This window comes from Streptomyces sp. NPDC048825 (genome assembly GCF_043198355.1).
Lineage (GTDB): Bacteria > Actinomycetota > Actinomycetes > Streptomycetales > Streptomycetaceae > Streptomyces > Streptomyces xiangluensis.
Window position 1 is genome coordinate 250100 of the sequence record NZ_JBICUR010000004.1, and the last position, 23796, is coordinate 273895.

Annotated in this window: 24 protein-coding genes; 17 read left to right on the forward strand and 7 right to left on the reverse strand. The window is 70.0% G+C overall.

Annotation, left to right across the window (positions count from 1 at the left end):
• Nucleotides 1-3 precede the first annotated feature (3 nt).
• Nucleotides 4-858: a DUF4184 family protein gene (locus tag ACGFNK_RS12520; RefSeq protein ID WP_393414943.1), complete on the reverse strand. Its 855-nt coding sequence runs from the start codon at nt 856-858 to the stop codon at nt 4-6.
• Nucleotides 859-1130: 272 nt separating this feature from the next.
• Between ACGFNK_RS12520 and ACGFNK_RS12525 the strand changes: the two genes are divergently transcribed.
• From ACGFNK_RS12525 to ACGFNK_RS12535, 3 genes are all read left to right on the forward strand, one after another.
• The gene (locus ACGFNK_RS12525; RefSeq protein ID WP_393414946.1) at nt 1131-2885 is read left to right on the forward strand and encodes a lytic transglycosylase domain-containing protein; all 1755 of its coding nucleotides are present in this window, start codon (nt 1131-1133) and stop codon (nt 2883-2885) included.
• Nucleotides 2886-3028: 143 nt separating this feature from the next.
• Nucleotides 3029-3163, forward strand: a complete 135-nt coding sequence (locus ACGFNK_RS12530; protein WP_106972263.1) for an SPW_0924 family protein — start codon at nt 3029-3031, stop codon at nt 3161-3163.
• A 21-nt stretch (nt 3164-3184) separates the two neighbouring features.
• Nucleotides 3185-4177 carry a DUF3068 domain-containing protein gene (locus tag ACGFNK_RS12535; protein WP_393414949.1) on the forward strand — a complete coding sequence of 331 codons (993 nt, stop codon included), beginning with the start codon at nt 3185-3187 and terminating at the stop codon, nt 4175-4177.
• Here ACGFNK_RS12535 and hrpB read toward each other — a convergent pair.
• Together hrpB and ACGFNK_RS12545 are read right to left on the reverse strand one after the other, a co-directional pair.
• Complete coding sequence (gene hrpB, locus ACGFNK_RS12540; RefSeq protein WP_393414951.1) at nt 4167-6707, reverse strand: ATP-dependent helicase HrpB; 2541 nt, start codon at nt 6705-6707, stop codon at nt 4167-4169. The genes ACGFNK_RS12535 and hrpB overlap by 11 nt on opposite strands.
• Nucleotides 6708-6818: 111 nt before the next feature.
• Nucleotides 6819-7712, reverse strand: coding sequence for a class I SAM-dependent methyltransferase (locus tag ACGFNK_RS12545; RefSeq protein WP_393414954.1), 894 nt, complete (start codon nt 7710-7712; stop codon nt 6819-6821).
• A gap of 343 nt (nt 7713-8055) precedes the next feature.
• On the opposite strand from ACGFNK_RS12545, the gene rpsA reads away from it, so the two are divergent.
• The 4 genes from rpsA to ACGFNK_RS12565 all read left to right on the forward strand — a co-directional run bounded on the left by rpsA (nt 8056) and on the right by ACGFNK_RS12565 (nt 11810).
• A complete protein-coding gene (rpsA, locus tag ACGFNK_RS12550) occupies nt 8056-9570 on the forward strand; it encodes a 30S ribosomal protein S1 (RefSeq protein ID WP_344392165.1) in 1515 nt (504 codons plus the stop codon).
• A gap of 178 nt (nt 9571-9748) precedes the next feature.
• Nucleotides 9749-10687, forward strand: coding sequence for a PAC2 family protein (locus tag ACGFNK_RS12555; RefSeq protein WP_386345770.1), 939 nt, complete (start codon nt 9749-9751; stop codon nt 10685-10687).
• Between the two features lie 77 nt (nt 10688-10764).
• Nucleotides 10765-11379, forward strand: coding sequence for a dephospho-CoA kinase (gene coaE, locus ACGFNK_RS12560; protein WP_393414959.1), 615 nt, complete (start codon nt 10765-10767; stop codon nt 11377-11379).
• Nucleotides 11380-11429: 50 nt separating this feature from the next.
• Nucleotides 11430-11810: a tetratricopeptide repeat protein gene (locus ACGFNK_RS12565; RefSeq protein WP_344392161.1), complete on the forward strand. Its 381-nt coding sequence runs from the start codon at nt 11430-11432 to the stop codon at nt 11808-11810.
• A gap of 84 nt (nt 11811-11894) precedes the next feature.
• On the opposite strand, the gene ACGFNK_RS12570 is transcribed toward ACGFNK_RS12565, so the two are convergent.
• Entirely contained in the window at nt 11895-12158 is a 264-nt protein-coding gene (locus tag ACGFNK_RS12570) for a DUF6343 family protein (protein ID WP_393414963.1), read from the reverse strand.
• A gap of 162 nt (nt 12159-12320) precedes the next feature.
• Between ACGFNK_RS12570 and ACGFNK_RS12575 the strand changes: the two genes are divergently transcribed.
• From ACGFNK_RS12575 to ACGFNK_RS12585, 3 genes are all read left to right on the forward strand, one after another.
• Entirely contained in the window at nt 12321-13220 is a 900-nt protein-coding gene (locus ACGFNK_RS12575; protein WP_393415556.1) for an acyltransferase domain-containing protein, read from the forward strand.
• Nucleotides 13221-13282: 62 nt separating this feature from the next.
• Nucleotides 13283-13978, forward strand: a complete 696-nt coding sequence (locus ACGFNK_RS12580) for a class I SAM-dependent methyltransferase (protein WP_393414966.1) — start codon at nt 13283-13285, stop codon at nt 13976-13978.
• A gap of 173 nt (nt 13979-14151) precedes the next feature.
• Nucleotides 14152-14607 carry a DoxX family protein gene (locus ACGFNK_RS12585; protein ID WP_393414969.1) on the forward strand — a complete coding sequence of 152 codons (456 nt, stop codon included), beginning with the start codon at nt 14152-14154 and terminating at the stop codon, nt 14605-14607.
• Between the two features lie 174 nt (nt 14608-14781).
• Here ACGFNK_RS12585 and ACGFNK_RS12590 read toward each other — a convergent pair whose 3' ends face one another.
• Entirely contained in the window at nt 14782-15300 is a 519-nt protein-coding gene (locus ACGFNK_RS12590; RefSeq protein ID WP_393414972.1) for an RNA-binding S4 domain-containing protein, read from the reverse strand.
• 100 nt (nt 15301-15400) lie between these two features.
• Between ACGFNK_RS12590 and ACGFNK_RS12595 the strand changes: the two genes are divergently transcribed.
• Together ACGFNK_RS12595 and pip are read left to right on the forward strand one after the other, a co-directional pair.
• Entirely contained in the window at nt 15401-16123 is a 723-nt protein-coding gene (locus tag ACGFNK_RS12595) for a uracil-DNA glycosylase (RefSeq protein WP_393414975.1), read from the forward strand.
• A 9-nt stretch (nt 16124-16132) separates the two neighbouring features.
• Entirely contained in the window at nt 16133-17098 is a 966-nt protein-coding gene (gene pip, locus ACGFNK_RS12600) for a prolyl aminopeptidase (protein ID WP_393414978.1), read from the forward strand.
• A gap of 21 nt (nt 17099-17119) precedes the next feature.
• Here the strand turns inward: pip and ACGFNK_RS12605 are convergent, their stop codons facing one another.
• Nucleotides 17120-17815 carry a GntR family transcriptional regulator gene (locus ACGFNK_RS12605; RefSeq protein ID WP_393414981.1) on the reverse strand — a complete coding sequence of 232 codons (696 nt, stop codon included), beginning with the start codon at nt 17813-17815 and terminating at the stop codon, nt 17120-17122.
• Nucleotides 17816-18054: 239 nt separating this feature from the next.
• Here ACGFNK_RS12605 and ACGFNK_RS12610 point away from each other — a divergent pair, with 239 nt between their 5' ends.
• Both ACGFNK_RS12610 and ACGFNK_RS12615 read left to right on the forward strand, forming a co-directional pair.
• Nucleotides 18055-19536 carry an NCS1 family nucleobase:cation symporter-1 gene (locus tag ACGFNK_RS12610; RefSeq protein WP_386345754.1) on the forward strand — a complete coding sequence of 494 codons (1482 nt, stop codon included), beginning with the start codon at nt 18055-18057 and terminating at the stop codon, nt 19534-19536.
• 2 nt (nt 19537-19538) lie between these two features.
• Complete coding sequence (locus ACGFNK_RS12615) at nt 19539-20258, forward strand: aspartate/glutamate racemase family protein (protein ID WP_393414985.1); 720 nt, start codon at nt 19539-19541, stop codon at nt 20256-20258.
• Here ACGFNK_RS12615 and ACGFNK_RS12620 read toward each other — a convergent pair.
• Nucleotides 20255-20677, reverse strand: a complete 423-nt coding sequence (locus ACGFNK_RS12620) for a RidA family protein (RefSeq protein ID WP_393414987.1) — start codon at nt 20675-20677, stop codon at nt 20255-20257. The two genes, ACGFNK_RS12615 and ACGFNK_RS12620, sit on opposite strands and share 4 nt — an antisense overlap.
• Before the next feature lie 369 nt (nt 20678-21046).
• Here ACGFNK_RS12620 and ACGFNK_RS12625 point away from each other — a divergent pair, with 369 nt between their 5' ends.
• The 3 genes from ACGFNK_RS12625 (at nt 21047) to ACGFNK_RS12635 (ending at nt 23615) form a co-directional block, all read left to right on the forward strand.
• Nucleotides 21047-22195: a peptidoglycan recognition family protein gene (locus tag ACGFNK_RS12625; RefSeq protein ID WP_393414990.1), complete on the forward strand. Its 1149-nt coding sequence runs from the start codon at nt 21047-21049 to the stop codon at nt 22193-22195.
• Nucleotides 22196-22389: 194 nt separating this feature from the next.
• A complete protein-coding gene (locus ACGFNK_RS12630; RefSeq protein ID WP_393414993.1) occupies nt 22390-22821 on the forward strand; it encodes a hypothetical protein in 432 nt (143 codons plus the stop codon).
• 35 nt (nt 22822-22856) lie between these two features.
• The gene (locus ACGFNK_RS12635; RefSeq protein ID WP_393414996.1) at nt 22857-23615 is read left to right on the forward strand and encodes a nucleotidyltransferase domain-containing protein; all 759 of its coding nucleotides are present in this window, start codon (nt 22857-22859) and stop codon (nt 23613-23615) included.
• Nucleotides 23616-23796: the final 181 nt, after the last annotated feature.

The window sequence follows — 23796 nt, forward strand, 5'->3', positions numbered from 1 at the left end:
GGCTCAGCGAGGAGCCGGACGGCTCGGCTCCGTACGATCCGCTGCCGGGCTGGGAGCAACCCGCGCCGGACGCCACACCCTGACACCGAATCCGTACAGGAGCAGGCCGACGGCCAGCCCTGCCCCCGCCCCGAAGCACACGGTGGGAATCAGCTCCCAGGGCTCCGCACGCGACCCCCAGTAAGCCCACCACCGAGACGCCCGCTGCACCGCGGCCACCACCGCGCAGCCACCGATCACCAGCCCGGCAAGCCACCGGTCCCGTACGGACAGCACCGGCACTCCCACGGGTTGCGCGGCGGGCCGTTGCCGCAGAGCGACCGCCACGAAGACCGCGATCACCACCGCCAGGACGGCCGAACCCCCGTACTGCAGGTACCAGTACAGCGGCGAACCCGCGATCTCCCTCCCGAGTGCGGGAAAGACCCGCATCCCCCACCGGTCGAGATGGGTGAACGCGTCCAGTACGACATGCGTCAGCGCGCCGAGTGCCGCGGACACGTACCACCACAGCGCACGCGCCGGCCGGAACGGCGCGCGGGGCGCGCCGCATCGCAGCAGAGCCGCCGTACGCCCCTGCCGGCTCGGCGGCAGCAGTGCCACCAGCGGTTCGCGGAGCAGCAGCCAAACGCCCACAAGTACCCAGGCGATGAGGACGTCGATCGTGAACACACCGGTGAAGGAGTGCGTGAACTCGCCGAACTCCATCGCCTCAGGCAGCACACTCGCCACGTAATAGGTCAAGTCGGGCGCGAACGAACCCGAAACGAGCACCGCGGGGACCAGCGGGCCGCGGCCGGTTCCGTCCATGCGTACGACGGGCAGAACAGCCGCGGCATGGCTGAGAGTGAACGGCAACTGGGCTCCCCGCTGACGACGTTGACCGAACTCGCCGGCCCGGAACGCTTCCTTGATCCAGGACGCCAGTATGCGGGACGAGCACCGCATGCTTCGGGGGCAACGGGGGCAGCGGAAAACGGATCTGGCCAACGGGTGAATTCCGGGCGCGAACAGGTGTATGCGCGGCACAAGTTGTCGTAGGGTCACCTGAGTTGCCGCGCTGGGAGCGTGGCCGGCCGGCAGGACAACGCGCACGGCGCGGGCAGTCGACGACGGGAGGGGTTCACGCGATGGCGGCGCAATTCGGCAGGAGGCTGGCCAAAGGGGCGGTGACGACCGCTGTGGCCGCGGCCGCGGTCGCGGCCCTGTCCGCGTCCCAGGCCCCGGGCGTGACCGATAGCCCGCAAGGCAGCCAGAACACCGGTTCGCAGCCCTCGACCGACGTCAGCCCCGAAGACAGCGCGACCGGCAACTCGCCGTACTACACGGACCTCCCGCCGCTCAACAGCCCGACCCCGAGCCCGAGCACGACTCCCGGCGCCGAGGGCCCCATCGCCGCGGGTGCCGCCGAGGCCGGCATTCCCGCGACAGTTCTTGACGCCTACAAGAAGGCCGAGGCGGCGCTGCGGGAGTCCAAGCCCGGCTGCAACCTGCCCTGGGAACTCCTCGCCGCCATCGGCAAGGTCGAGTCCGGCCAGGCCCGCGGCGGTCGTGTCGATGCCGACGGCACCACGATCACCCCGATCCTCGGCCCTGTTCTCAACGGCAACGGCTTTGCGAACATCTCCGACACGGACGGCGGTTCCTTCGACGGGGACACGACGCACGACCGCGCCGTCGGCCCCATGCAGTTCATCCCCTCCACCTGGGCCTGGGCGGGCCGGGACGGCAACGGCGACGGCACGAAGAACCCCAACAACATCTACGACGCGGCCCTCGCCGCCGGCCACTACCTCTGCCGGCTGGACCGCGACATGAACGTCCAGAAGGAACTGAACCGCGCGATCCTCAGCTACAACCCATCGACGGAATACCTGAACCTGGTCCTGTCGTGGCTCGAGTACTACCGCAAGGGCACCCACGAGGTGCCGGACGGCACAGGCACACTCCCCTCCGGCCGCAGCGACGACAACAACAGCGGTGCGGGCCGCAACCCGTCGCCGACCCCTCCGGCCACGTCGAGGCCGTCGAGCCCCAACTCCACGCCTGGCCGTGGCGCCTCCACCAGCCCCTCGCCTGGTAGCGGCGGCTCCAACACTCCGACGCCTCCCGGGTCCGGCAGCCCGAACCCGCCCACCTCGTCGCCCCCGGCCTCCCCGTCTCCCTCGCCCACGGACACGGTGACCCGCCTTGAGAACGCGGGCACCGGAAGGCTCACCGCGACCGCCGGTGACGCCTTCACGGGGAAGGTCGCCGCGCGTACCGAGACCAAGGACGGCAAGGCCGTGCCGAAGGTCCGGGTCCGCTTCACGATCGTCGGTGACACGGACGCCACCTTCAGCGGCGGCGAGAGCGTCGCCACCGTGGTCACCAACAGCTCGGGCGTGGCCACCGCCCCCGCGCTCAAGGCCGGTGAGAGGACGGGCGGGTTCACAGTCCGCGCGACCGTCGTCGGCCGCATCGTGCCTCCCCTCAGCATCGCGGCGACGGTCACCGCCCGCCAGGCCGACGCCCTCGCTCGCACCAGCGACACCGCGCTGACCTGCGCCCCGGGTGGCGAGTTCGCGGACCAGGTCGAGGTGAAGGCCACGTACAAGGGCGCCGCCGCCGATGGTGTCGCGGCCACCGCCACGCTCGTCACCTCGGCGGACGACGCGACCGTGAACGACAAGGGCCCCTACTTCAAGGACGCCGACGGCAAGACCGTACGCACCCTGAAGGGCCTCGAGACGGATGCGAACGGCCTGCTCAAGCTGCCGAAGCTGTACGCGGACGACACGACCGGCACGTTCCTGCTGCGCATCGCCACCACCGGTGGCGCGACGCTGACGGTCGAACTGAAGGTGGCGGCGGAGAGCGCCTCGCCGAGCCCTTCCGCTTCGTAGATTCCCTGGATGAGCGGCGCCCCCTCCGTCCGGCCGACGGAGGGGGCGCCGCTGTCTGTGTGTGCAACGTGTTCTCATCTTGGCCTGCCGTTGCTACGGTGCCCCAGCCCTGACGCTCCATCAGCTGAATGGGGAGGCCCTGAATGCGCGCCCTGATCGCCGCCGCGACCGGTCTCGCCGTCGCGCTCGCACTGGTCCTCACGATCACGGCCATCGGCTCGCCGGCCGGCAAGACCTCACCGAAACCGCTGCTGACCACCATCCCCGAGCACCCGTAACCCCTAGGGAGGGCCGCCCAGATGCGCCGCAAGGCCAGCCTGATCCTCCTCGCCTTCGCCGTGTTCTGCACGGCGCTGTCCCCGCTGCTGCGCTGGTACGCCTTCCCCCGCCTCGCCAAGATCCCGGCCCACCAGTACCAGGACATGGTCCTCGAGGCGAAGGACGCCACCCTCCTCGACTACGGAACCATGCAGTCCAGAAAAGTCGACAAGGTCAGCATCGTGCAGACCCTCAAAGGCAACGTCGAGGCCTCCGAGAAGATCGAGAAGACAGCGGGCCGCGACGTCGTGGTCTGGGACGGCCTGTCCTATGTCCAGGGCCCCGACGGCAAGATGGTCTCCAAGATCCCCGAGCGCTACATCTTCGACGCGCACACCCAGGAACCCGTCCACGCCACCGGTGAGATGGTCGACGGCGACCCCGTCAGGCGCGACGGCATCGAGTTCAAGTGGCCCTTCCTGACCGAGAAACGGAACTACGAGTACTTCGACGCGCAGGCCCGCGTCACCGCCCCCATTCACTACAAAGGCACGCAGAACTTCCGGGGCGTGAACGTCTACTACTTCGAGCAGACCATCCCCTGGACCAAAGTGCCCTTCCCCAAGGCCATGCCCGTCAAGGGCATCACTCCCGAGTCGGTCGCCAAGACGGGCACCACCCGCTGGTACACGACGGTCCGCAAGTTCTGGGTCGAACCCGCCACCGGAGCGCCCGTCTACGGCGAGGAGATCCACAAGGAGGAACTGCGGGGCGGCACGCTCCTGGGGGGTCGCGACAAGGTGACCGCGTTCTCCGGGCACGTCAAAATGCGCGAGGACTACATCGAGTCGACGGTCGACCTGGTCAAGTCCCAGCGCGTACTCATCATGTTGCTGACCTCGTACCTGCCGTGGGGCTTCCTCATCCTGGGCGCCGGACTGCTGTCGCTGTCTCTGTATCTGGAGGCCCGCAGCCGCCGTCCCGCGGATCCTTCGCCCACTCAGACGCACGAACCGGAGCCCGTCAGCGCCTGAGTCGCGCGTTCGTGTGCCGGGTCGGCGCGGCCTGCGCGGGATCCTCGGGCCACGGATGCTTCGGATACCTCCCGCGCAACTCGGCCCGCACGCCCCGGTACCCGTCCCTCCAGAACGAGGCGAGGTCGGCGGTGACGGCGGCCGGCCGTCCAGCGGGCGACAGCAGATGCACGAGGACGGGCACGCCGGCGACGGTCGGCGACTCCTCCAGACCGAACATCTCCTGCAACTTCACAGCGAGTACGGGCTGCTCGGGATCCGCGTAGTCAATTCGGATTCTGGACCCACTCGGCACCTCGATCCGCTCAGGCGCCAACTCCTCCAACCGCGCCGCCTCCCCGGAGGCCCACGGCAACAGCCGCCCGAGGGCCTGCCCGGCGTCGATCCGTTCCAGATCGGCCCGCCGCCGAGCGCGGCTCAGCTCGGGCTCCAGCCAGTCGTCCACGCGCGCGTGCAGGGCGTCGTCCGACACGTCCGGCCAGGGAGCCCCCAGACGGTGACGCAGAAACGCGAGCCGCTGCCGCATCACCTCGGCATCCCGCGACCACCGCAACAGCCCGAGCCCCTCCTCCCGCAACCCGTCAAGCAGGGCCTGTCGTACGAGCCCGGAGCCGGCGTCCTTGATCGGCCGCACCGCCAACTCCACGGCCCCCAGCCGCTCGACACGCCGAGCGACGACGTCCCCGTCCGCCCAGCGCACCTCCTCGCCCTCGCCATGCAGCGCCCCGGCGGCCCGCCGCGCGGTCTCCTCGTCCACCACGGCCCCGAGCCGCACGCGCGCGTGCCCCGCCCCCACAGGCCGATCCGCGACGGCGACCGCGAGCCAGGGCGCTCCCCGCAACCCCGTCCCTCCGCCGAGCTCGGCCCTCGTGCCGGACACCATGAGATACGACCCGCCCTGCGCCCGAGCAACCCGCTCGGGGAAGGCGAGAGCGGCGACGAGGCCTACGACGTGGTCGTCGCCCGGGCTTTCCCGGGCGCCCGTGCCGGACTCGGCGGGCCCGGGCGCCGTCGCGGCACGGAGCCGTCGCGCCTCCGCCCTCCAGCGGAGCGCATACGCGTCGCCGCCGCGCCGGGCGGTACGCCAAGCCGCGGCGAGGTCGTCGCCGTACTCGCGTGGTGGTTCCTCGCTCAGCAGGGCGACCACCTCGGCTGCCCGGTCGGCGCCGACCTCGGGGGCCGCGTCCAGCAGGGCGCGGGCGAGCCGGGGATGCAACCCCAGCCGGGACATGCGCACGCCCCGCTCCGTGGCCCGCCCCACGGAGTCCACCGCCCCGATGGCCCTCAAGACCGTGCGTGCAGCACCGAGCGCGCCACTCGGCGGCGGGTCCAGCAGCGAGAGCCCGGACGCGTCCGGATCGCCCCAGCACGCTGTCTGCAGGGCGAACGCCGTCAGATCGGCCACCTTGATCTCAGGCGCGGGGAAACGCGGCAGACGGGCGTCCTCCGCCTCCGCCCAGCACCGGTACACCGCCCCGGGCGCCTCACGCCCGGCCCGCCCCGCACGCTGCCGTCCGGCCGCCTGTGACGCCCGTACGGTCGTCAGCGCGCTCAGCCCCCGCGCATGGTCGACGCGCGGCTCCCGAGCCAGCCCGGCGTCCACGACGACCCTTACGCCGGGCACGGTGAGGGACGACTCTGCGACGGACGTCGCGAGCACCACGCGGCGCCGGGCACCGGGCGAGAGCACCGCGTCCTGGACGGCCGCGGGCGCCCGTCCGTGCACCTGAAGCACCTCGACCCCGCCCGGTTCCCCCAACTGCCCGGCGACACGGGCGATTTCCCCGACGCCGGGCAGAAAGCACAGCACGTCCCCCTCGCGCTCGGACAGCGCCCGCCGCACCACCGAAGCCACATGCGCAAGCAGCGCCGGATCCACCCGCATCCCGTGCGGCGGCCGCACCGGCCGCGCGGGCGGCGCCCACACCACCTCGACGGGGTACGAGGCATCCTCCGAGGTGATCACGGGGGCATCGCCCAGCAGCCGCGCCCACCCCTGCGCATCCGTCGTCGCGGAGGCGGCCACCAGCCGCAGCTCGGGGCGGAGAGCGGACCGTACGTCCCACAGGAAGGCCGCCACCGTATCGGCGTCGAGATGCCGCTCATGGCACTCGTCGAGCACGACCACATCGACGCCGGCGAGCTCCTGGTCCCGCTGCAAGCGCTGCAACAGGACACCGGTCGTCACGACCTCCACGCGCGCGTGCCGGCCCACCACCCGCTCACCGCGCACCGTGTAGCCGACGCGCTCGCCGACCTTCTCACCGAGCAGCCACGCCATCCGCCGCGCGGCGGCCCGGGCGGCGATCCGCCGCGGCTCGGCGACCACGACACGACGTACGACCGGACGATCCGCATCCGCGCCCGCGGGCCGGTCCAGCAGCCCGGCCAGCTCCAGTGGAACCAGCGTGGTCTTGCCCGTCCCCGGCGGCGCACACAGCACAGCCGTGCCATGCCCCTCGAGGGCGTCCCACAACGCGGGCACGACGGAACGAACAGGCAGCCGGTCCAGAGCGTCGGTACGGATCACGCCCCCAGTGTCGTACGACGGTCAAAACGCCCCGCACGCGCGCGTGCCCGCAGCTACCGCACGCGCGCATGCCCCGCATCACGCGCGGGCGCGCGCCCGTTCCGTAATCCGTTATCCGTCCCGCTCGTCCCGCACGCACACGAAAATCGCCGACCCCGGGATGAGATTTCCGCGCAGCGGTGACCAGCCGCCCCACTCCTGGCTGTTCCAGGAGGGCCATTCCGGTTCGACCAGGTCCACCAGCCGGAAGCCCGCCGCCACCACGTCCCGGACCCGGTCGCCGACCGTCCTGTGGTGCTCGACGTACACCGCGCGACCGTCTTCGTCCTGCTCCACATACGGCGTGCGGTCGAAGTACGAGGCGGACACGCTCAGGCCCTCGGGACCCGGCTCGTCGGGAAAGGCCCAGCGGATCGGGTGCGTGACGGAGAAGACGAACCGGCCGCCGGGCCGCAGCACGCGGCGTACCTCCCGAAGGACCCGCACCGGATCGGCGACGAACGGCAGCGCCCCGTACGCGGAGCACGCCAGGTCGAACGTGCCGTCACCGAAGGGCAGTGCCCCGGCGTCCGCCTCGACCAGAGTCACGCCCTTGGTGCCGATCCGCAGAGCGTGCTGAAGCTGCCGGTGCGAGAGGTCCAGAGCGACCGGGCGGGCCCCCTGAGCGGCCAGCCAGCGCGAACACTGTGCCGCACCCGCGCCGATCTCCAGGACGTCCTTGCCCGTCAGCTCCTCGGCCGGCCCCAGCAGCTCGGCCTCCACCTCGTCGAGCCCCTCGGGCCCCCACACGAAGCGGTCGTCACCGAGGAACGTGCCGTGCTCGACCTGGTAGTCGTCCGCGTTCCGGTCCCACCAGCCACGGCTGGCGCGGGAGCTCTCCGTGACCCCCGCGGGGCGTCGCGTCGCCTCCGGCTCCAGGGGCTGGGGCTCTTCGGGCTCTTGGATGATCGGCTCCCTCGTATTAGTCTGCGGCCTCGACCTGCCGACCCGTCCCGGTGGTGTCACGGAAGGGGCTCCTTGAGTCTGCGTGACTCCAGACGGCGTCTGGTATGCGGCTCGGCCGCGAGTCGTCTTCTGCCGGGTATGCGGCGATCCGCCCCGGGTGTGCGCCTTCGCGCATTGACCCTGCCTGGCTGCCCCCGTATGCTACAAGTTGCGCTGCGGGCCTGCGCACCTCAGACGTAGCAGGCTGCGCTCGCATCTGTATGTATGTCCCCTCGGTTGTCGAGGCGCCCCCGTTCATCGGATTCTGGCGCTTCCTTGGCTGTCCGGCTTCTGCAGAGCGAAACGGGCTCCCGGCGTGAGCAGTACCTACGACTTCAATGTCCGTACCGGAGCCCTTTCCCACATGACGAGCAGCACCGAGACCACCGCCACCACCCCGCAGGTTGCGGTCAACGACATCGGTAACGAGGAAGCCTTCCTCGCCGCGATCGACGAGACGATCAAGTACTTCAACGACGGCGACATCGTCGACGGCGTCATCGTGAAGGTCGACCGGGACGAGGTCCTGCTCGACATCGGTTACAAGACCGAAGGTGTCATCCCGAGCCGCGAGCTCTCGATCAAGCACGACGTCGACCCCAATGAGGTCGTCGCCGTCGGTGACGAGATCGAGGCCCTGGTCCTCCAGAAGGAGGACAAAGAAGGCCGCCTGATCCTCTCGAAGAAGCGCGCCCAGTACGAGCGTGCTTGGGGCACCATCGAGAAGATCAAGGAAGAGGACGGCATCGTCACCGGTACCGTCATCGAGGTCGTCAAGGGTGGTCTCATCCTTGACATCGGCCTCCGTGGCTTCCTTCCCGCCTCTCTCGTCGAGATGCGCCGCGTCCGCGACCTCCAGCCCTACGTGGGCAAGGAGCTCGAGGCGAAGATCATCGAGCTGGACAAGAACCGCAACAACGTGGTCCTGTCCCGCCGTGCCTGGCTGGAGCAGACCCAGTCCGAGGTCCGCCAGACGTTCCTCACGACCCTCCAGAAGGGTCAGGTCCGTTCCGGTGTGGTCTCCTCGATCGTCAACTTCGGTGCCTTCGTGGACCTGGGTGGCGTCGACGGTCTGGTCCACGTCTCCGAGCTGTCCTGGAAGCACATCGACCACCCCTCCGAGGTCGTCGAGGTCGGCCAGGAGGTCACGGTCGAGGTCCTGGACGTCGACATGGACCGCGAGCGCGTCTCCCTGTCGCTGAAGGCGACCCAGGAAGACCCGTGGCAGCAGTTCGCCCGCACCCACCAGATCGGCCAGGTCGTGCCCGGCAAGGTCACGAAGCTGGTTCCGTTCGGTGCGTTCGTCCGCGTGGACGAGGGCATCGAGGGTCTGGTTCACATCTCCGAGCTGGCCGAGCGCCACGTGGAGATCCCGGAGCAGGTCGTCCAGGTCAACGACGAGATCTTCGTCAAGGTCATCGACATCGACCTCGAGCGCCGTCGCATCAGCCTCTCGCTGAAGCAGGCCAACGAGTCCTTCGGTGCCGACCCGGCCTCGGTCGAGTTCGACCCGACGCTGTACGGCATGGCCGCGTCGTACGACGACCAGGGCAACTACATCTACCCCGAGGGCTTCGACCCCGAGACCAACGACTGGCTCGAGGGTTACGAGAAGCAGCGCGAGGAGTGGGAGCGCCAGTACGCCGAGGCGCAGCAGCGCTTCGAGCAGCACCAGGCGCAGGTCATCAAGTCCCGCGAGGCGGACGCCCAGGCCGAGGCCGAGGGCGCTGCCGGCGGCGGCACCCCGGGTGCGGCTCCGGCAGCCTCCGGCGGTGGCGGCGGTTCGTACTCCTCGGAGTCGGACGACAATTCCGGCGCCCTGGCGTCGGACGAGGCCCTGGCCGCTCTCCGCGAGAAGCTGGCCGGCGGCCAGAGCTGATCGCTGGCAAAGGCCTGAGCAGGTAACCAGGTAACTGGGCCCGCACCCCTGATATGGGGGTGCGGGCCCAGTGCTTTTGCGTGAGAAGCCGGTAAGAGGGTGAGGAAGGGGGCGTGCTCGGGAATGCCCGCGTTCCAGGGCTCGTTGTGCAGTATGAACACGAGGAGGAGCGGTCACAGTGCTTGATCCGCAGGGTTTGTACGCATGGGAGCCGAAGGGCCTGGCCGTCGTCGACATGGCGCTCGCCCAGGAGTCGGCGGGCCTTGTCATGCTCTACCACTTCGACGGATACATCGACGCAGGCGAGACCGGCGACCAGATCGTCGACCGGCTCCTCAGCTCGCTGCCCCACCAGGTCGTCGCCCGGTTCGACCACGACCGGCTCGTGGACTACCGCGCCCGTCGCCCGTTGCTGACGTTCAAGCGCGACCGCTGGACCGACTTCGAGGAGCCCACGCTCGACGTCCGGCTCGTCCAGGACGCGACAGGTGCCCCTTTCCTGCTCCTCTCCGGTCCGGAGCCGGACGTCGAGTGGGAGCGCTTCGCCGCGGCCGTCCAGCAGATCGTGGAGCGGCTCGGTGTCCGCCTGGCCGTGAACTTCCACGGCATCCCCATGGGCGTCCCGCACACCCGTCCCGTGGGCCTCACCCCGCACGGCAACCGCAACGAACTGGTGCCCGGCCACACCAGCCCCTTCGACGAGGCCCAGGTTCCCGGCAGCGCCGAGTCGCTTGTCGAGTACCGCCTCATGGAGGCCGGACATGACGTCCTGGGTGTGGCCGCGCACGTGCCGCACTACATCGCACGTTCCCCGTACCCGGACGCCTCGCTGACCGTACTGGAGGCGATCACCGCCGCGACCGGTTTGGTCCTGCCGGGTATCGCACACGCCCTGCGCACCGACGCGCACCGCACCCAGACCGAGATCGACCGGCAGATCCAGGAGGGCGACGAGGAACTCGTCGCGCTCGTCCAGGGCCTTGAGCACCAGTTCGACGCCGCCGCGGGCGCCGAGACACGGGGCAACATGCTCGCCGAGCCCTTGGACATCCCGTCGGCGGACGAGATCGGGCTCGAGTTCGAGCGGTTCCTGGCGGAGCGGGAAGGCGACGCGTAGCGCAGCGGAGGCGGGGCCCGCCGAGGCCTGTCGATGGCGTTGTCGCGTTGTCAGAGGCAGGTCCTAAGCTTTCGAGCATGCTGACAGTGGGCCTGACCGGCGGGATCGGCGCCGGCAAGAGCGAGGTGTCGCGGCTGCTCGTGGAGTGCGGCGCCGTGCTGATCGATGCCGACAAGATCGCGCGGGAGGTCGTCGACCGCGGAACTCCCGGTCTCGCAGCGGTCGTCGACGCCTTCGGAGAGGACATACTCACCCCGGACGGCAGCCTCGACCGGCCCAAGCTGGGCTCGATCGTCTTCACGGACCAGGACAAGCTCGCCCTGCTGAACTCGATCGTGCACCCCCTCGTGGGCGCCCGCTCCCGCGAGCTCGAGGCCGCCGCCGCCCAGGACGCCGTCATCGTGCACGACGTGCCTCTGCTCGCCGAGAATGGTCTCGCGCCGCTGTACGACGTCGTGGTGGTCGTCGACGCCGCCGCCGAGACCCAGCTCGACCGGCTCATACGGCTGCGCGGCATGACCGAGGAGGACGCCCGCGCCCGCATGGCCGCCCAGGCCACCCGCGAGAAGCGGCTGCAGACAGCGGACATCGTCATCGACAACGACGTACCGCTGGAGCAGCTGGAGCGGCGCGTACGGGAGGTGTGGGCGGATCTTGTGCGGCGGGCACAGCAGAAAACGACCTTGGAATAGCGGGCCCCCTCCGGGGCGTTGACGCGGGGCAGCGAGGGAAGGAGTGAGGCGTGCCTGAGTTCAGTGGTTCCACCGGACCTACTCCGGAGACGCATGTCATCGACTTCCGCGCCGCCGAGCAGCTGCTGGCCGCGCGTGACCCGCGGGGGGCGGTGAAGCTGCTCGACAACGTCATCGCCGCGCATCCGGAGAACACGGCGGCGCGGCTGCTGCGCGCGCGTGCTTTCTTCGCGGCAGCTCAACTGCGGCCCGCCGAGCTGGAGTTCACGGTCGTGCTGGAGCGCGAGCCGGACAACGCGTTCGCGCACTTCGCGCTGGCCCGTACGTACGAGCGCTCGGGTCGGCCCGAGCAGGCCATACGCCACTTCCGGCTCGCGGCGGCGCTGGATCCGCAGCCGGAGTATGTGGCGGCGGCCCGGTTCGACTCCTGACGGAGCGCTCCGCTGGGTAAGGCTGTTTCGAAGCTGCGGTTCGTTTTAAGGGGCGCGGTACCGCACCGGAGTTCGTCAAGTCGCTCAGCTTCGTTGGTTCGGCGGTCGGTAGGGCGGGATGTCGGGGCCCGGCTGGTAGTGGGGGCCCTGGCGGATGTGGCGGAGGATCATCGCCAGGTCGGCGGTGATGATCAGCCATAGCACCCCGCAGGCGATTGCCCAGCCGGGCCGCCCGGCCAGGGCGAAGGCCGTGGTTCCCGCGACCGCCCAGACCAGACCCCACACGCTGAGCCACATGCGCGCTCGCAGCGCACTGCGCGCACTCCTCGGTTCACTGCCCGTACGCATCCGGATCACTGCTCCTACTCGAAAACGTACTCTTCGTGGTGCACGTTCACCAAAGGGCGGACGAACGGGGGAGCGGCTGTGCTGGAGGAGCTGCGGGTCGACGAGAGGCTCGCGGAATGGCTGAGGGATCTCGAGAGCGAGGCCGTCCCGCGCGTGGAGGCCGTGCTTCCGGACGCGGTGGAGCTGCCGGATGTACTTCTCGATCTGTCCGTGCCGCACGAGTGCGTCAATGAACTTGTCGCGCAGCGGGATCGGTTGGCGGCGGATCCGGAGGCGATGACGCTGCTGCGCCGGTGCGTCGGCCGGTTCGTACGTGACATGGGGGAGATCGGCAAAGGGTGGGAACCGCCGGCTTTCCCGGAGTCCACGGGGCCGCTCGGCCGCAGCTTCCATGTGTTCGTGTTCGTCGCCGCATTGCCGTACGTACGCGCGTACCACCGGGATCGGGGCATTCCGGAGGCCGTGTCCCGGCGCAGCCTCGCCGATCTGGGGCGGCATATGGCCGTGCACCGGCGGCGGTTCGGTACCTGCGGGCTCCCGGTGCCGTGGTGGCTCGCCCTGCACTTCCACGGGGAGCTGTACCAGCTGGGGCGGCTCCAGTTCCAGCGCGCGCGGCTCGGCGGGCGCACGGGGCAGGCGGCTGCCGCCGCGGGTCTCGACACCGGCCCCGGCGACCTCTGCCTCAGCCTGCACATCGCAGACTTCCGTGGGCCCCTGTCACCGCGCGCGTGCGACCAATCGCTGGACCTGGCACGGGAGTTCTTCGCCCGCCACTACCCGGAGGAGCGGTATGCAGTGGCAGTGTGCCACTCCTGGCTGCTCGACGCGCAGTTGAAGCGGTATCTGCCGGCGGACTCCAACATCGTCCGCTTCCAGGAGCGGTTTCAGCTCGCGTACGAGGAGACGAAAGCGGACGACAAGAGCGCGGTGGGCTTCGTCTTCGGTGATCCGGAACTGCCGGTGGAGGGACTGCCCCGGCGTACGAGTGTGGAGCGGGCGGTCGGGGATCATCTGCGGGCGGGCGGTCACTGGTACGGCGGGCATGGCTGGTTCGCGCTGTAACTCGAACGGGTGAATCGGTGGGGAGGGGGAACGGGGCGGCGGGCACGGGCCGTTCGACGGGTATGACGATCGAGATGCGTGCGGGATACGAGGGGACAGGGCCCGGAGCGATTACGCCGGACGGCTGCGCGGTGGAGCTGTATGCGCGGCTGCCCGTCCGGGACGAGCCGGACATCATCAGCGCGGCCGTGCCCGCGGAGGCGCACATCCTCGAACTGGGCTGCGGGGTGGGGCGGATGACGCATCCGCTTCTGGAGCGGGGGTTCACGGTCACGGCGGTGGACGAGTCGGCGGAGATGCTGGAGCGGGTGCGTGGGGCGCGCACGATATGCAGTCCCATCGAGACGCTCTCCATGGGAGAGAAGTTCGACGTGGTGATGCTCGCGTCGTTCCTGGTGCACACCGGCGACATAGAGGTGCGGCGCGGGATGCTGGACGTGTGCCGGAGCCATCTCGCGGACGACGGGTGCGTGTTGATTCAGCGCGAGGGGGAGGACTACCACACGAATCTGCCGCGCGAGCGTCATGATCCCAGTGGGTTCACGGTGCGGATGCTGTCTGCGGAGCCAGTGGGGGACGGGGTGAACTCGGTGCGCGTGGAGTATGTCTTCCCGGACGCGATATGGACCCAGACGTTTCTTGCACGGCCGCTCACGAAGAAGCAGTTCGAGGAGGCGCTGGCGGAGGCGGGGCTGAAGGTCGACCGGTATCTGACGGAGGACGGGATATGGGTGCGAGCCGTTCCGGTGGGGGCGTGAGCTTGCGGCGACCGTCAGCGGCCAGCGGCCAGCGGCCAGCGTGAGCTTGGGGGCGGCGGGCGGTGAGTTTCGCGGAGAGGCGGAGAACTCTGTTTGTTGAGCGATGAGTTTCGGGAGGCGGGTCGGTCTACCTCTCCGACAGCGACGCGAACCGCCTCACACAGGAGAACCTCATGTCCGAGACCGCCGCTTCTGCCGCCTCCGTAGCGTCCGGCACTGTCGTCGCCGAATCGGCGACCGCTCGTGGCCGCCGCGCCCGTATCGCCCTGCGTGGCCTGCAAGTTGCGCTCGCCCTCATGTTCGGCTTCGCGAGCGCGCTGCCCAAGCTGATCGGACACGAGTCGGCCGTCGAGTCCTTCGACAAGATCGGCTGGGGTGGGGCGGGCATGTACAGCATCGGCGTGCTCGAACTGCTCGGTGCCATCGCCCTGTTGATCCCGCTGTTGTCGTCGGTGGCGGCGGTTGCGCTGAGCGCGCTGATGGTGGGCGCCTTCATCACGCAACTCGCCGTCTTCGACGGCCAGTACGCCGCGACTCCGCTCATCCTGATAGTCCCGCTCGCCCTGATCGCCTACGCACGCCGGAGTCACAACGCCGAGCTGCTGCAGCTCATACGACGACGGTCGTGACCCCCAGTCGGACGGCTCCCGGCGCAGGGGGAGGGGGACCGCGCCGGGAGCCGTCGCTTGTTCGAGTGGGGTCGGGGTGAGCTGGTGCCAAGCTTTGGGGGGCTTGTCGCCGCGCGGAGCCGGGAGTGGGGGAGCGACCAGCCACGACGGACCCGCAGCTTCGAACCGTCAAGATCAACGTGGGGCAGCTCCGGGGCTTGGCCCAGGGCCGGATCCGGGGCCAGGCTCCGCCAACCCTCGCAGGCGCTCCAGTTCGCGGCGGTCGCGTTTGGTGGGGCGGCCGGTGCCTCGGTCGCGGATGCCTGCGGGGGCGACCGCCTCGCGGGGCGGGGGTGGTGGGGAGTTGTCGATGTAGCACTCGGTGGCTACCGGGGCCCCGACTCGTTTGCGGATCAGGCGCTTGACGACGACGATCCGTTCGCGGTTGCCGTGGCGCAGGCGGACCTCGTCGCCGACACGGAGAGCGTGCGCGGGCTTGACGCGATCGCCGTTCACGCGGACGTGGCCGCCGCGACAGGCGGTGGCGCCCATCGAGCGAGTTTTGACGAGACGTACGGACCAGATCCAGCTGTCGACGCGGACGGTCTCACCGCTCGCCGGGGCGGCGGCCTTCGCGGCGGCCACCGCCTCGGCCGAGCCGGCCGCGTGCTCGCCCGCGCCGTCCGTGCCGTTCCTCTGAGTCCCTGAAGCCATGCTTCGACCTTAGTCCTCGGGAAGCGGGTAGTCGGAGCCGTTTTCCACGCCGCCTCACACCGGCATCCCGGGCATGCATTCCAGGCATACCGTTGTGGGCATGGACAACAGCCTGGCCGAGCTGGACGCGCGGGTCTCCGGCTGCCGGGCCTGCCCGCGGCTGGTCGACTGGCGCGAGGAGGTGGCCCGTACAAAACGCGCCGCCTTCGCGGACTGGACGTACTGGGGCCGCCCGGTGCCGGGCTTCGGACCACCGGACGCCTCGCTGCTCGTCATCGGGCTCGCTCCCGCGGCGCACGGCGGGAACCGGACCGGGCGGATGTTCACCGGGGACCGTTCCGGGGACGTGCTGTATGCGGCGTTGCACGAGGTGGGGCTGGCGTCGCAGCCCACGTCCCTGAGCGTGGACGACGGGCTGACCCTGTACGGCGTGCGTGTCACCTCACCCGTGCACTGCGCGCCGCCCGACAACAAGCCAACGCCCTGGGAGCGCGACACCTGCCGCCCCTGGCTGGTGACCGAGCTGAAGCTGCTGAGGCCCACCCTCCGGGCGGTCGTCGTGCTCGGGGCGTTCGGGTGGCAGGCCGCGCTGCCCGCGTTCGCTGAGGCGAGCTGGACGGTGCCCCGACCGCGGCCGGCCTTCTCCCATGGCGCGCGGATCGCACTGGAGAGCCCGACGAACAACCCGCTGGAACTCTTCGGCTGCTTCCACGTCAGCCAGCGCAACACCTTCACCAGGCGCCTCACCCCCGAAATGTTGCGGGATGTACTGCGCACCGCAGCGGAGGCGGCAGAGCTTCCGACCAGCCCGTATGCGGGCTAGGGTCGCCCGATGCCCCTTTATCCGGAGATCGAACCGTACGACCACGGCATGCTCGACGTCGGCGACGGCAACCACGTCTACTGGGAGGTCTGCGGCAATCCGCGCGGGAAGCCCGCGGTGGTGCTGCACGGTGGGCCCGGTTCCGGGAGCGGCCCCTTCTTCCGTCGGTACTTCGACCCGGCCGCCTACCGCATCGTCCTCCTCGACCAGCGCGGCTGCGGACGCTCGACGCCGCACGCGAGCGCGTACGACACCGACATGAGCGTCAACACGACGGCGCACATCATCGCCGACCTGGAGCGGCTGCGGCGGCACCTGGGGATCGAGCAATGGCTGGTCTGGGGCGTGTCGTGGGGGTCGGTGCTCGGGTTGCGGTACGCGCAGACGCACCCCGGCGCCGTCTCCGAGCTGGTGCTGACGGCCGTCGCGACCGGGGCCAACCGTGAAACGGCCCTGTTGACCAGGGGGCTCGGGCAGTTCTTCCCCGATGCCTTCGAGCGGTTCCTCGCTGAGCTGCCCGAGGACGAGCGCGAGGGGAATCTGGCGGCGGCGTACAACCGGTTGATCGAATCGCCCGACCCGGAGGTTCGGGCGCGGGCGGCACGGGCCTGGACCGACTGGGAGACAGCCATGGCGCCCGCCCCGCCTCGTTCGATCCCCCGCTACGAGGATCCGGTGTTCCGCATGGGCTTCGCCCGCACGGTCACGCACTACTGGGGCAACGACTGCTTCCTCGGCGAGGGCAACGAGGAGGGAGCGGCCCTCCGGGACGCCCCCCTCCTCAAGGACATCCCCGGCATCCTCGTCCAGGGCAGCCTCGATCCCGGCAACCTCCTCGGCACCGTCTGGCGCCTCCATCACGCCTGGCCCGGAAGCGAACTGATCCTGATCGACGACGTCGGCCACAACGCGGGAGCGGCGGACGTCGCAGACGCGCTGGTCGCGGCGACGGACCGGTACGCGGCAGCCCGCTGAGGCCACCGCGCACCGCCCCGTTCACCCACGTCCTCCCGCATGTCCCTCTACATGGCCTCCAGAGTCGGCCTCGGCGTCGCCGAAGAGTTGCCGCACCGTCGACCGGTAGTTGGCCTGGACGTGTGCGAGGGCGTGGGCGCGGGCGCGTTCGGGGTCGCCGGAGGCGATGGCGGCGTACAACTCGCGGTGTTCCAGGAGGAGTTGGGGCCACTCCTCGTTCTGGTGGGTGAGCCAGCGTACGCGGCCGGCGACCGGTTCCATGACGGAGATGAGCAGGCCGTTGCCGGCCATCGACAGGATGCGGTCGTGGAAGCGGGTGTTGATCTCGGGGATCGCCTCCGCGTCCTCGGCCCGGGTCGCGGTGGCCGCGTGGTCGAGGAGTTCCTCCAGTTCGGCGAGGTCGGCCCGGGTTGCGCGCTGGGCCGCGAGCCCGGTGGCGTACACCTCCAGGGCCTCGCGGAGCTCGAAGAGTTCCTTGACGTCCGTCGGGGTCAGCGGGCGTACGACGGTGCGGCGCGGGGTCTCGAAGTGGACGAAGCCCTCGGCGACCAGGGCGCGGATCGCCTCGCGGACCGGGACGCGGGAGACCCCGAAGCGGTCGGCCAGCTCGCGCTCGACCAGCCGGTCGCGGGGCCGCAGCCGCCCGGTGATGATCTCCTGCCGCAGCGTGGCGAGGACTCGCTCGCGCACCGCCCCCAGCGGTTCCACCGTCGTCATGGCTCCATCTTCTCCGAACCGGGGGCTGTTTTACCGAGCTGTAACCGTACGGACATTGCCGAGTGCCGTTGGCGGCGGGACCATAACGCAAGTTTGGTATACCAAAAGAGCCGAAGTGGCCACCTTCCGCTCACGAACGCGAGCGACCACCCCCGCTCACGCTCGTCCCCATCCCGCTCCCGAACCCCGCTCCTACCCCCCCGGCTCCCCGTCCTCCGTCCCTCACCCCTGGAGGTCCCGTGTCCCTCGCCGATCCGGCCGCCGCCCAGAGCGCCACCGAGTTCGTCCCCGATCCAAGGCTCACCAACGAAGACCTCGCGCCCGCGAAGAAGCGCAACTGGAAGGTCTTCGACCTCTTCGCCATGTGGATGTCCGACGTCCACAACCTCGGCAACTACACGTTCGCGGCGGGCCTGCTGGTCCTCGGTATGAACGTGTGGCAGGTCTTCACGTCTCTGCTCGTCGGCTTCGTGATCATCTACATCGGCATGAACTGGATGGGGAAGATCGGGCAGCGCCACGGCGTACCCTTCCCGGTCGTCAGCCGCATCAGTTTCGGCGTCTGGGGCGCCAACATCCCCGCCCTGATCAGGGCCGTCATCGCGATCATGTGGTACGGAATCCAGACCTACCTGGCCTCAGTCGCCGTCAACGTCATGCTGCTCGCGGCCTGGCCCGGACTGGAGTCCTGGACCCACAGTGACTTCCTGGGCCTGCACGCGCTCGGCTGGATCTCCTTCCTCGCCCTCTGGATCCTCCAGGCGCTGATCATCAGCCAGGGCATGGAGTCGGTGCGCAAGTTCCAGGACTTCTGCGGTCCGGCGATCTGGGTCGTGATGATCGCGCTCGCGGTGTGGATCCTCGCCAAGGCCGGCTGGACCATCTCACTCACCGACACCCCGCACCCGGTCTCCGCGGGTGAGCAGTGGCGACAGTGGTTCGGCGCGATCGGGCTCATCCTCGCCACGTACGGCACGCTGATGCTCAACTTCTGCGACTTCTCGCGCTTTTCGCCGGACTACAAGACGGTCAGGCGCGGCAACTTCTGGGGCCTGCCCATCAACTCGACGGCCTTCGTCGTCGTGTCGGTCATCGTCACGGCCGGTTCGCTCGAGGTGTTCGGCGAGGCCATCACCGACCCGGCGGAACTCGTCGCCAAGGTCGGCAACACCTGGGTGCTGGTGCTGGCGGCGCTCACCTTCGCCATCGCCACCATGGGCGTCAACATCGTCGCCAACTTCGTCTCGCCGGCGTACGACCTGGCGAACGTCTGGCCGCAGAAGATCACCTTCAAGGTCGGCGGCATGATCAGCACGGTGGCCGCGCTGGTCGTGACCCCGTGGAACCTCTTCTCCAACCCCACGGTCGTCCAGTACTTCCTCGGCGGCCTCGGCGCCTTCCTGGGCCCGCTGTTCGGTGTGATCATGCTCGACTACTTCTGGGTCAAGCGCGGCCGTATCGACGTCGAAGCGCTCTTCAACGCCACACCCGGGTCCCGTTACTACTACCGCAAGGGCGTCAACCCCAAGGCTCTGTGGGCGTTCCTGCCCGCGGCGGCGGTGTCGGCGGTGCTCGCGCTGGTGAAGGACTTCGGCGCGGTTGCTCCGTACTCGTGGTTCATCGGGACGGCGATGGCCGCCGGGCTGTACGCCCTGCTCTGCCGCCCCGAGCGCGCCGCCGGCGAAGCCGCTGCCTCCGAGCCCGCCACGGTGGAGGGCTGAACGTGCGAATCGTCGTCACCAACTGCAATACGACGCAGGAGATGACCGCGGAGATCGTACGAGGTGCCCGGGCCGCCGCAGGCCCGGGCACCACCGTGACCGGTCTGACCCCCGCGTGGGGGCCCGAGTCCGTGGAGGGCTGGCTCGACAGCTACCTCTCGGCGGCTGCCGTTCTCGACACCCTGCGGACGTACGACGAGCCGTACGACGCCGTCGTCATGGCGGGGTTCGGGGAGCACGGGCGTGAGGGCGTACGGGAACTCGTGGACGTACCCGTCGTCGACATCACCGAGGCCGCGGCACATCTGGCCTGCCTGCTCGGCCGACGGTACGGCGTCGTCACCACGCTGGAGCGCTCGCGCGGGCAGATCGAGGACAGCCTGTACGCGGCCGGGGTCGCCCAGAACTGCGCCGCTGTCGTGGGCACGGGCCTCGGCGTCCTCGACCTCGGCGACTCCCTCCGCACACAGGAGGCCTTCGTGACCGCCGCCGAACGGGCCCGCGACGCCGGCGCGGAGGTACTGGTGCTCGGCTGCGCCGGAATGACGGGACTCCAACGGGTGGTCGGCGACAAGCTGGGCCTGCCGGTCGTCGACGGAGTCGCCGCAGCCGTGAAACTAGCCGAGTCCCTGGTAAGCCTGGGCCTGACGACGAGCCGCGCCGGGAGCTACGCGAAACCGCTGCCGAAGAGGCGGAGTTGGGGGCCGACAGACGTTCCCTAGAGGGTGGCGCCGGACTCTGGCTCGGGTACGACGGCCGTCGCCGTGATCTCCACGAGTTGGCCCGGGTAGCCGAGGCAGGCGACCCCGAGGAGAGTCGACGCATGCGGGCCGGCGCTGAGCCCGGAGGCCTCGACGACGTCCCAGACCTCCGAGAGCACGGCGGGGTCGTTCGTCACGACGTACACGTCGGTGCACGCGACATGCGCCAAGTCGCTGCCGGTAGCGTGCAGTTGCTCGCCAAGATTGGCGATGACCTGCTCGGCCTGCCGTACGGGGTCGCCCTCGCCGACGAGCTTTCCGCCGGCGTCGAGGGGGACGGCCCCGGCGAGGAATGCGAGGCGCGTGCCCGCTTCGACCACGGAGGCGTGGGAGTAAGTAGGGGGCGGGAAGAGGGTGGGGACGGTGATGCGCTGGAGCATGGGTCTCCCGGGTTCGGCGGGGTCTCGTCAAGCGGTGATTTCCGGTGGCTTGGCTTGGCTTCCGGCGACTTGACGAGAGATGACCTGCCGATCGTGCGGGCGGCGGTGGCGGTCGCGCATCCGATTATTCGGGCGGGAGCGGGACGGGGGTGGACAGCGCCCGTCCAGCCCCGCCTCACCCCGTCTCGCGAGACGAGCCGGACCTACCGAGAAGTAGGTCAACTCCGGCCAATTTTCCGGGGGGTGGCGGCCGAAACGTCATCCGGGAACCGTATGATCCCTTGCGTCTTCAAGCACGGCTGGCGCGCGGGGCCCGTATGCCCCTGTAGCCGTCAGGAACGACCACGGAACCCTGTAAGGATCCCCCCGATGACTGTTCCCCCCACTTCTCATCGCCCCAAATCCCGCGTCACCCGGCGTGGGCTCATCGGCGCCGCCGGTGCGGTCGCGGCAGGCGCGGCGATCACCCCCGCCGTGATGGCGACCACCAACTCCGAGTCCACCGACGCGGACGCCACGACCAACGCCGACACCACCGCCGTCGAACCCGGTACGACATCGGAGAACTTCCCCAAGACCCGCACCAAGGCGGCCACCGGCGAAGCCCACGTCGAGGCCGCCTTTCCCATCGCCTACGTGGGCCTGACCTGGGCAGGCACGCGCGAAGCCGCCGGCGGTGGCATCCGGCTGACCGACGCCGACGGCAGCCAGGGTGCGTGGAAGGACCTGAGCGCGAACGGCTGCTCGGACAGCAACGGCGGTGTCCTGCTCGTCTCCGCAGGCCAGGCCTCCGCTTACGAGCTGAAGGCCCCGGACGGCGCCACCGACCTGCGGTCCCTGGCCATCGACACCAAGCAGGGCCCGGCGCGCAAGGTGGCCGTCCCGCAGGACACGACCCGGGTGCGCGGCATCGCCTATCTGACGCGCGCGGCCTGGGGCGCGGACGAATCGCTGCGCTTCAAGCCGGACGGCACGGAGAACACGCCGACCGCGTACTACCCGTTCCAGACCCTCACGGTCCACCACACCGCCACGGTCAACGCCGACCCTGACCCGGCCGCCACGGTGCGAGCGATCTACGAGCTCCACGCCGTCACCAACGACTGGGGCGACATCGGCTACCACTTCCTCATCGACGAGGAGGGCACCATCTATGAGGGCCGTTTCTCGGGCGACGACGGCATCCCCGCCCACGACGGCGACGGCAACCTCGTCACCGCCTTCCACGCCGCCGGCTTCAACTCCGGCAACCTCGGCATCGCCCTCCTCGGCACCCTGACCACCCAGGGCCCGACCGAAGCCGCCCGCGAGGCGCTCACCCGCCTGACCCGTGTCCTCGTCCGCTTCCACGGAGTCGACCCCAAGGCCCAGGTCACGTACACCAACCCGATCAACGGCACCACCAGGGACGTACCGGAAATCAGCGGTCACCGCGACTGGATGGAGACCGAGTGTCCCGGCCAGGTGATGTACGACGAACTGGCCGCCCTGCGCGACGCGGTGGCCGCCGTTCGCTGACCCCTCCGGGAACTCCGGGGGACGGTGGACCCTGAAGCCCAGCCCGACGAGCCGCCGGGGGATGCCAGGCCGTACGTGCCGGGCATCCCCTGCCGGCTGACGGAGAGCTGCCAGTCCGCGAGAGCTGTCAGTCGGAGGGATTACGGTGGAGGCTCCGCATCACACGCATTGCGTACGGCGATGAAGGGGGCCCCATGGACGCGGAGTTGACGGCACTGGCGACGGCCGGAGCGACGGCGCTCGTCCAGCAGATGGTGACCGACGGCTGGGGGAACGTCCGGGATCGCGTCGTCGCCTTCTTCTCCCGAGGGAGGGACGAGGAGGTCGTCGAGGGGGAGTTGGAGGAGTCGCGAGCGGAGCTGGTGGCTGCGCGGGACACCGAGGACGAGGACGCCGCGGCGGACGTACAGGCCTCATGGCGCAGCCGCCTGAGGCGTACGTTGCGACAGGACCCTGCAGCGGCTGCGGAACTCCGCGCACTGCTCGACGAGTTGGCCCCTCAGTTGGCCGCCCCCCAGCACAGCACCACTGTCCACAACACGCACAACACCATCAACGGCGGCGTACACCACGGCATGGTGATCCAGGCGCATACGGTCGGTGAACCCCCGCGCCCCCGCCCGTAGCACGTACCCTCGTGACCTCCGAGGAGTGACCCCCAGTGAACGACTCCGCCTTCCTCGACCACGTCGCCGACCGCCTGGCAGCCCTCCCTGCCGTCCGGGCGGTGACCCTCGGCGGCTCCCGTGCCCAGGGCACCCACCGCCCGGACAGCGACTGGGATTTGGCGGTGTACTACCGCGGCGCCTTCAACCCCGGGGATCTGCGGGCCGTCGGCTGGGAGGGCGAGGTCTCGGAGATCGGCGGGTGGGGCGGCGGCGTCTTCAACGGTGGGGCGTGGCTGACGATCGAGGGCCGAGGTGTGGACGTCCACTATCGGGACCTGGATGTCGTAGAGCACGTGTACGCGGAGGCCGAGGAGGGCCGCTTCCGCATCGAACCCCTGATGTTCCACCTCGCGGGAATCCCCACATACCTGCTCGTCGCCGAACTCGCGATCAACCAGGTCCTACGGGGTGAGCTGCGCCGCCCTTCCGCCTACCCGCAGGCCTTGCGTAAGACCGCCCCCGAACGCTGGCACAGCATGGCCATCGCCACCCTCGCCTACGCGAAGGCAGGCCACGCCCCGAAGGGCGCCCTGACCCACGTCGCGGGCGCGATCGCCGTCGCGGCAACGCAGACGGCACATGCGGTGCTGGCGGCGCGGGGGGAGTGGGTCACCAATGAGAAGGGGTTGCTGGAGCGGGCGGGGCTGCGTGAAGGCGACGCGCTTCTGGGGAACTTGACCCCGGATCCGGACGCTCTGGCCCGAGCGGTCACGGAGGCCGAGACGCTCTTCAGCCAGGCAGTCTCTCAGTAGCCGCAAGGCCGATCGCGAGACAGAGATGCGTGCCGCAGACGCCTACTTCGAGGCCCAACTGAACAGCGCCAAGTGAACGACTGTGCCCCACACTGGAGTTGACCTGGCGCGGGGCACGGTGTTGTCCCCCGGCGCTTGAGCGCCACGCCACTCGGCGACCGCCTCGCCCGCGTGTCCTGAT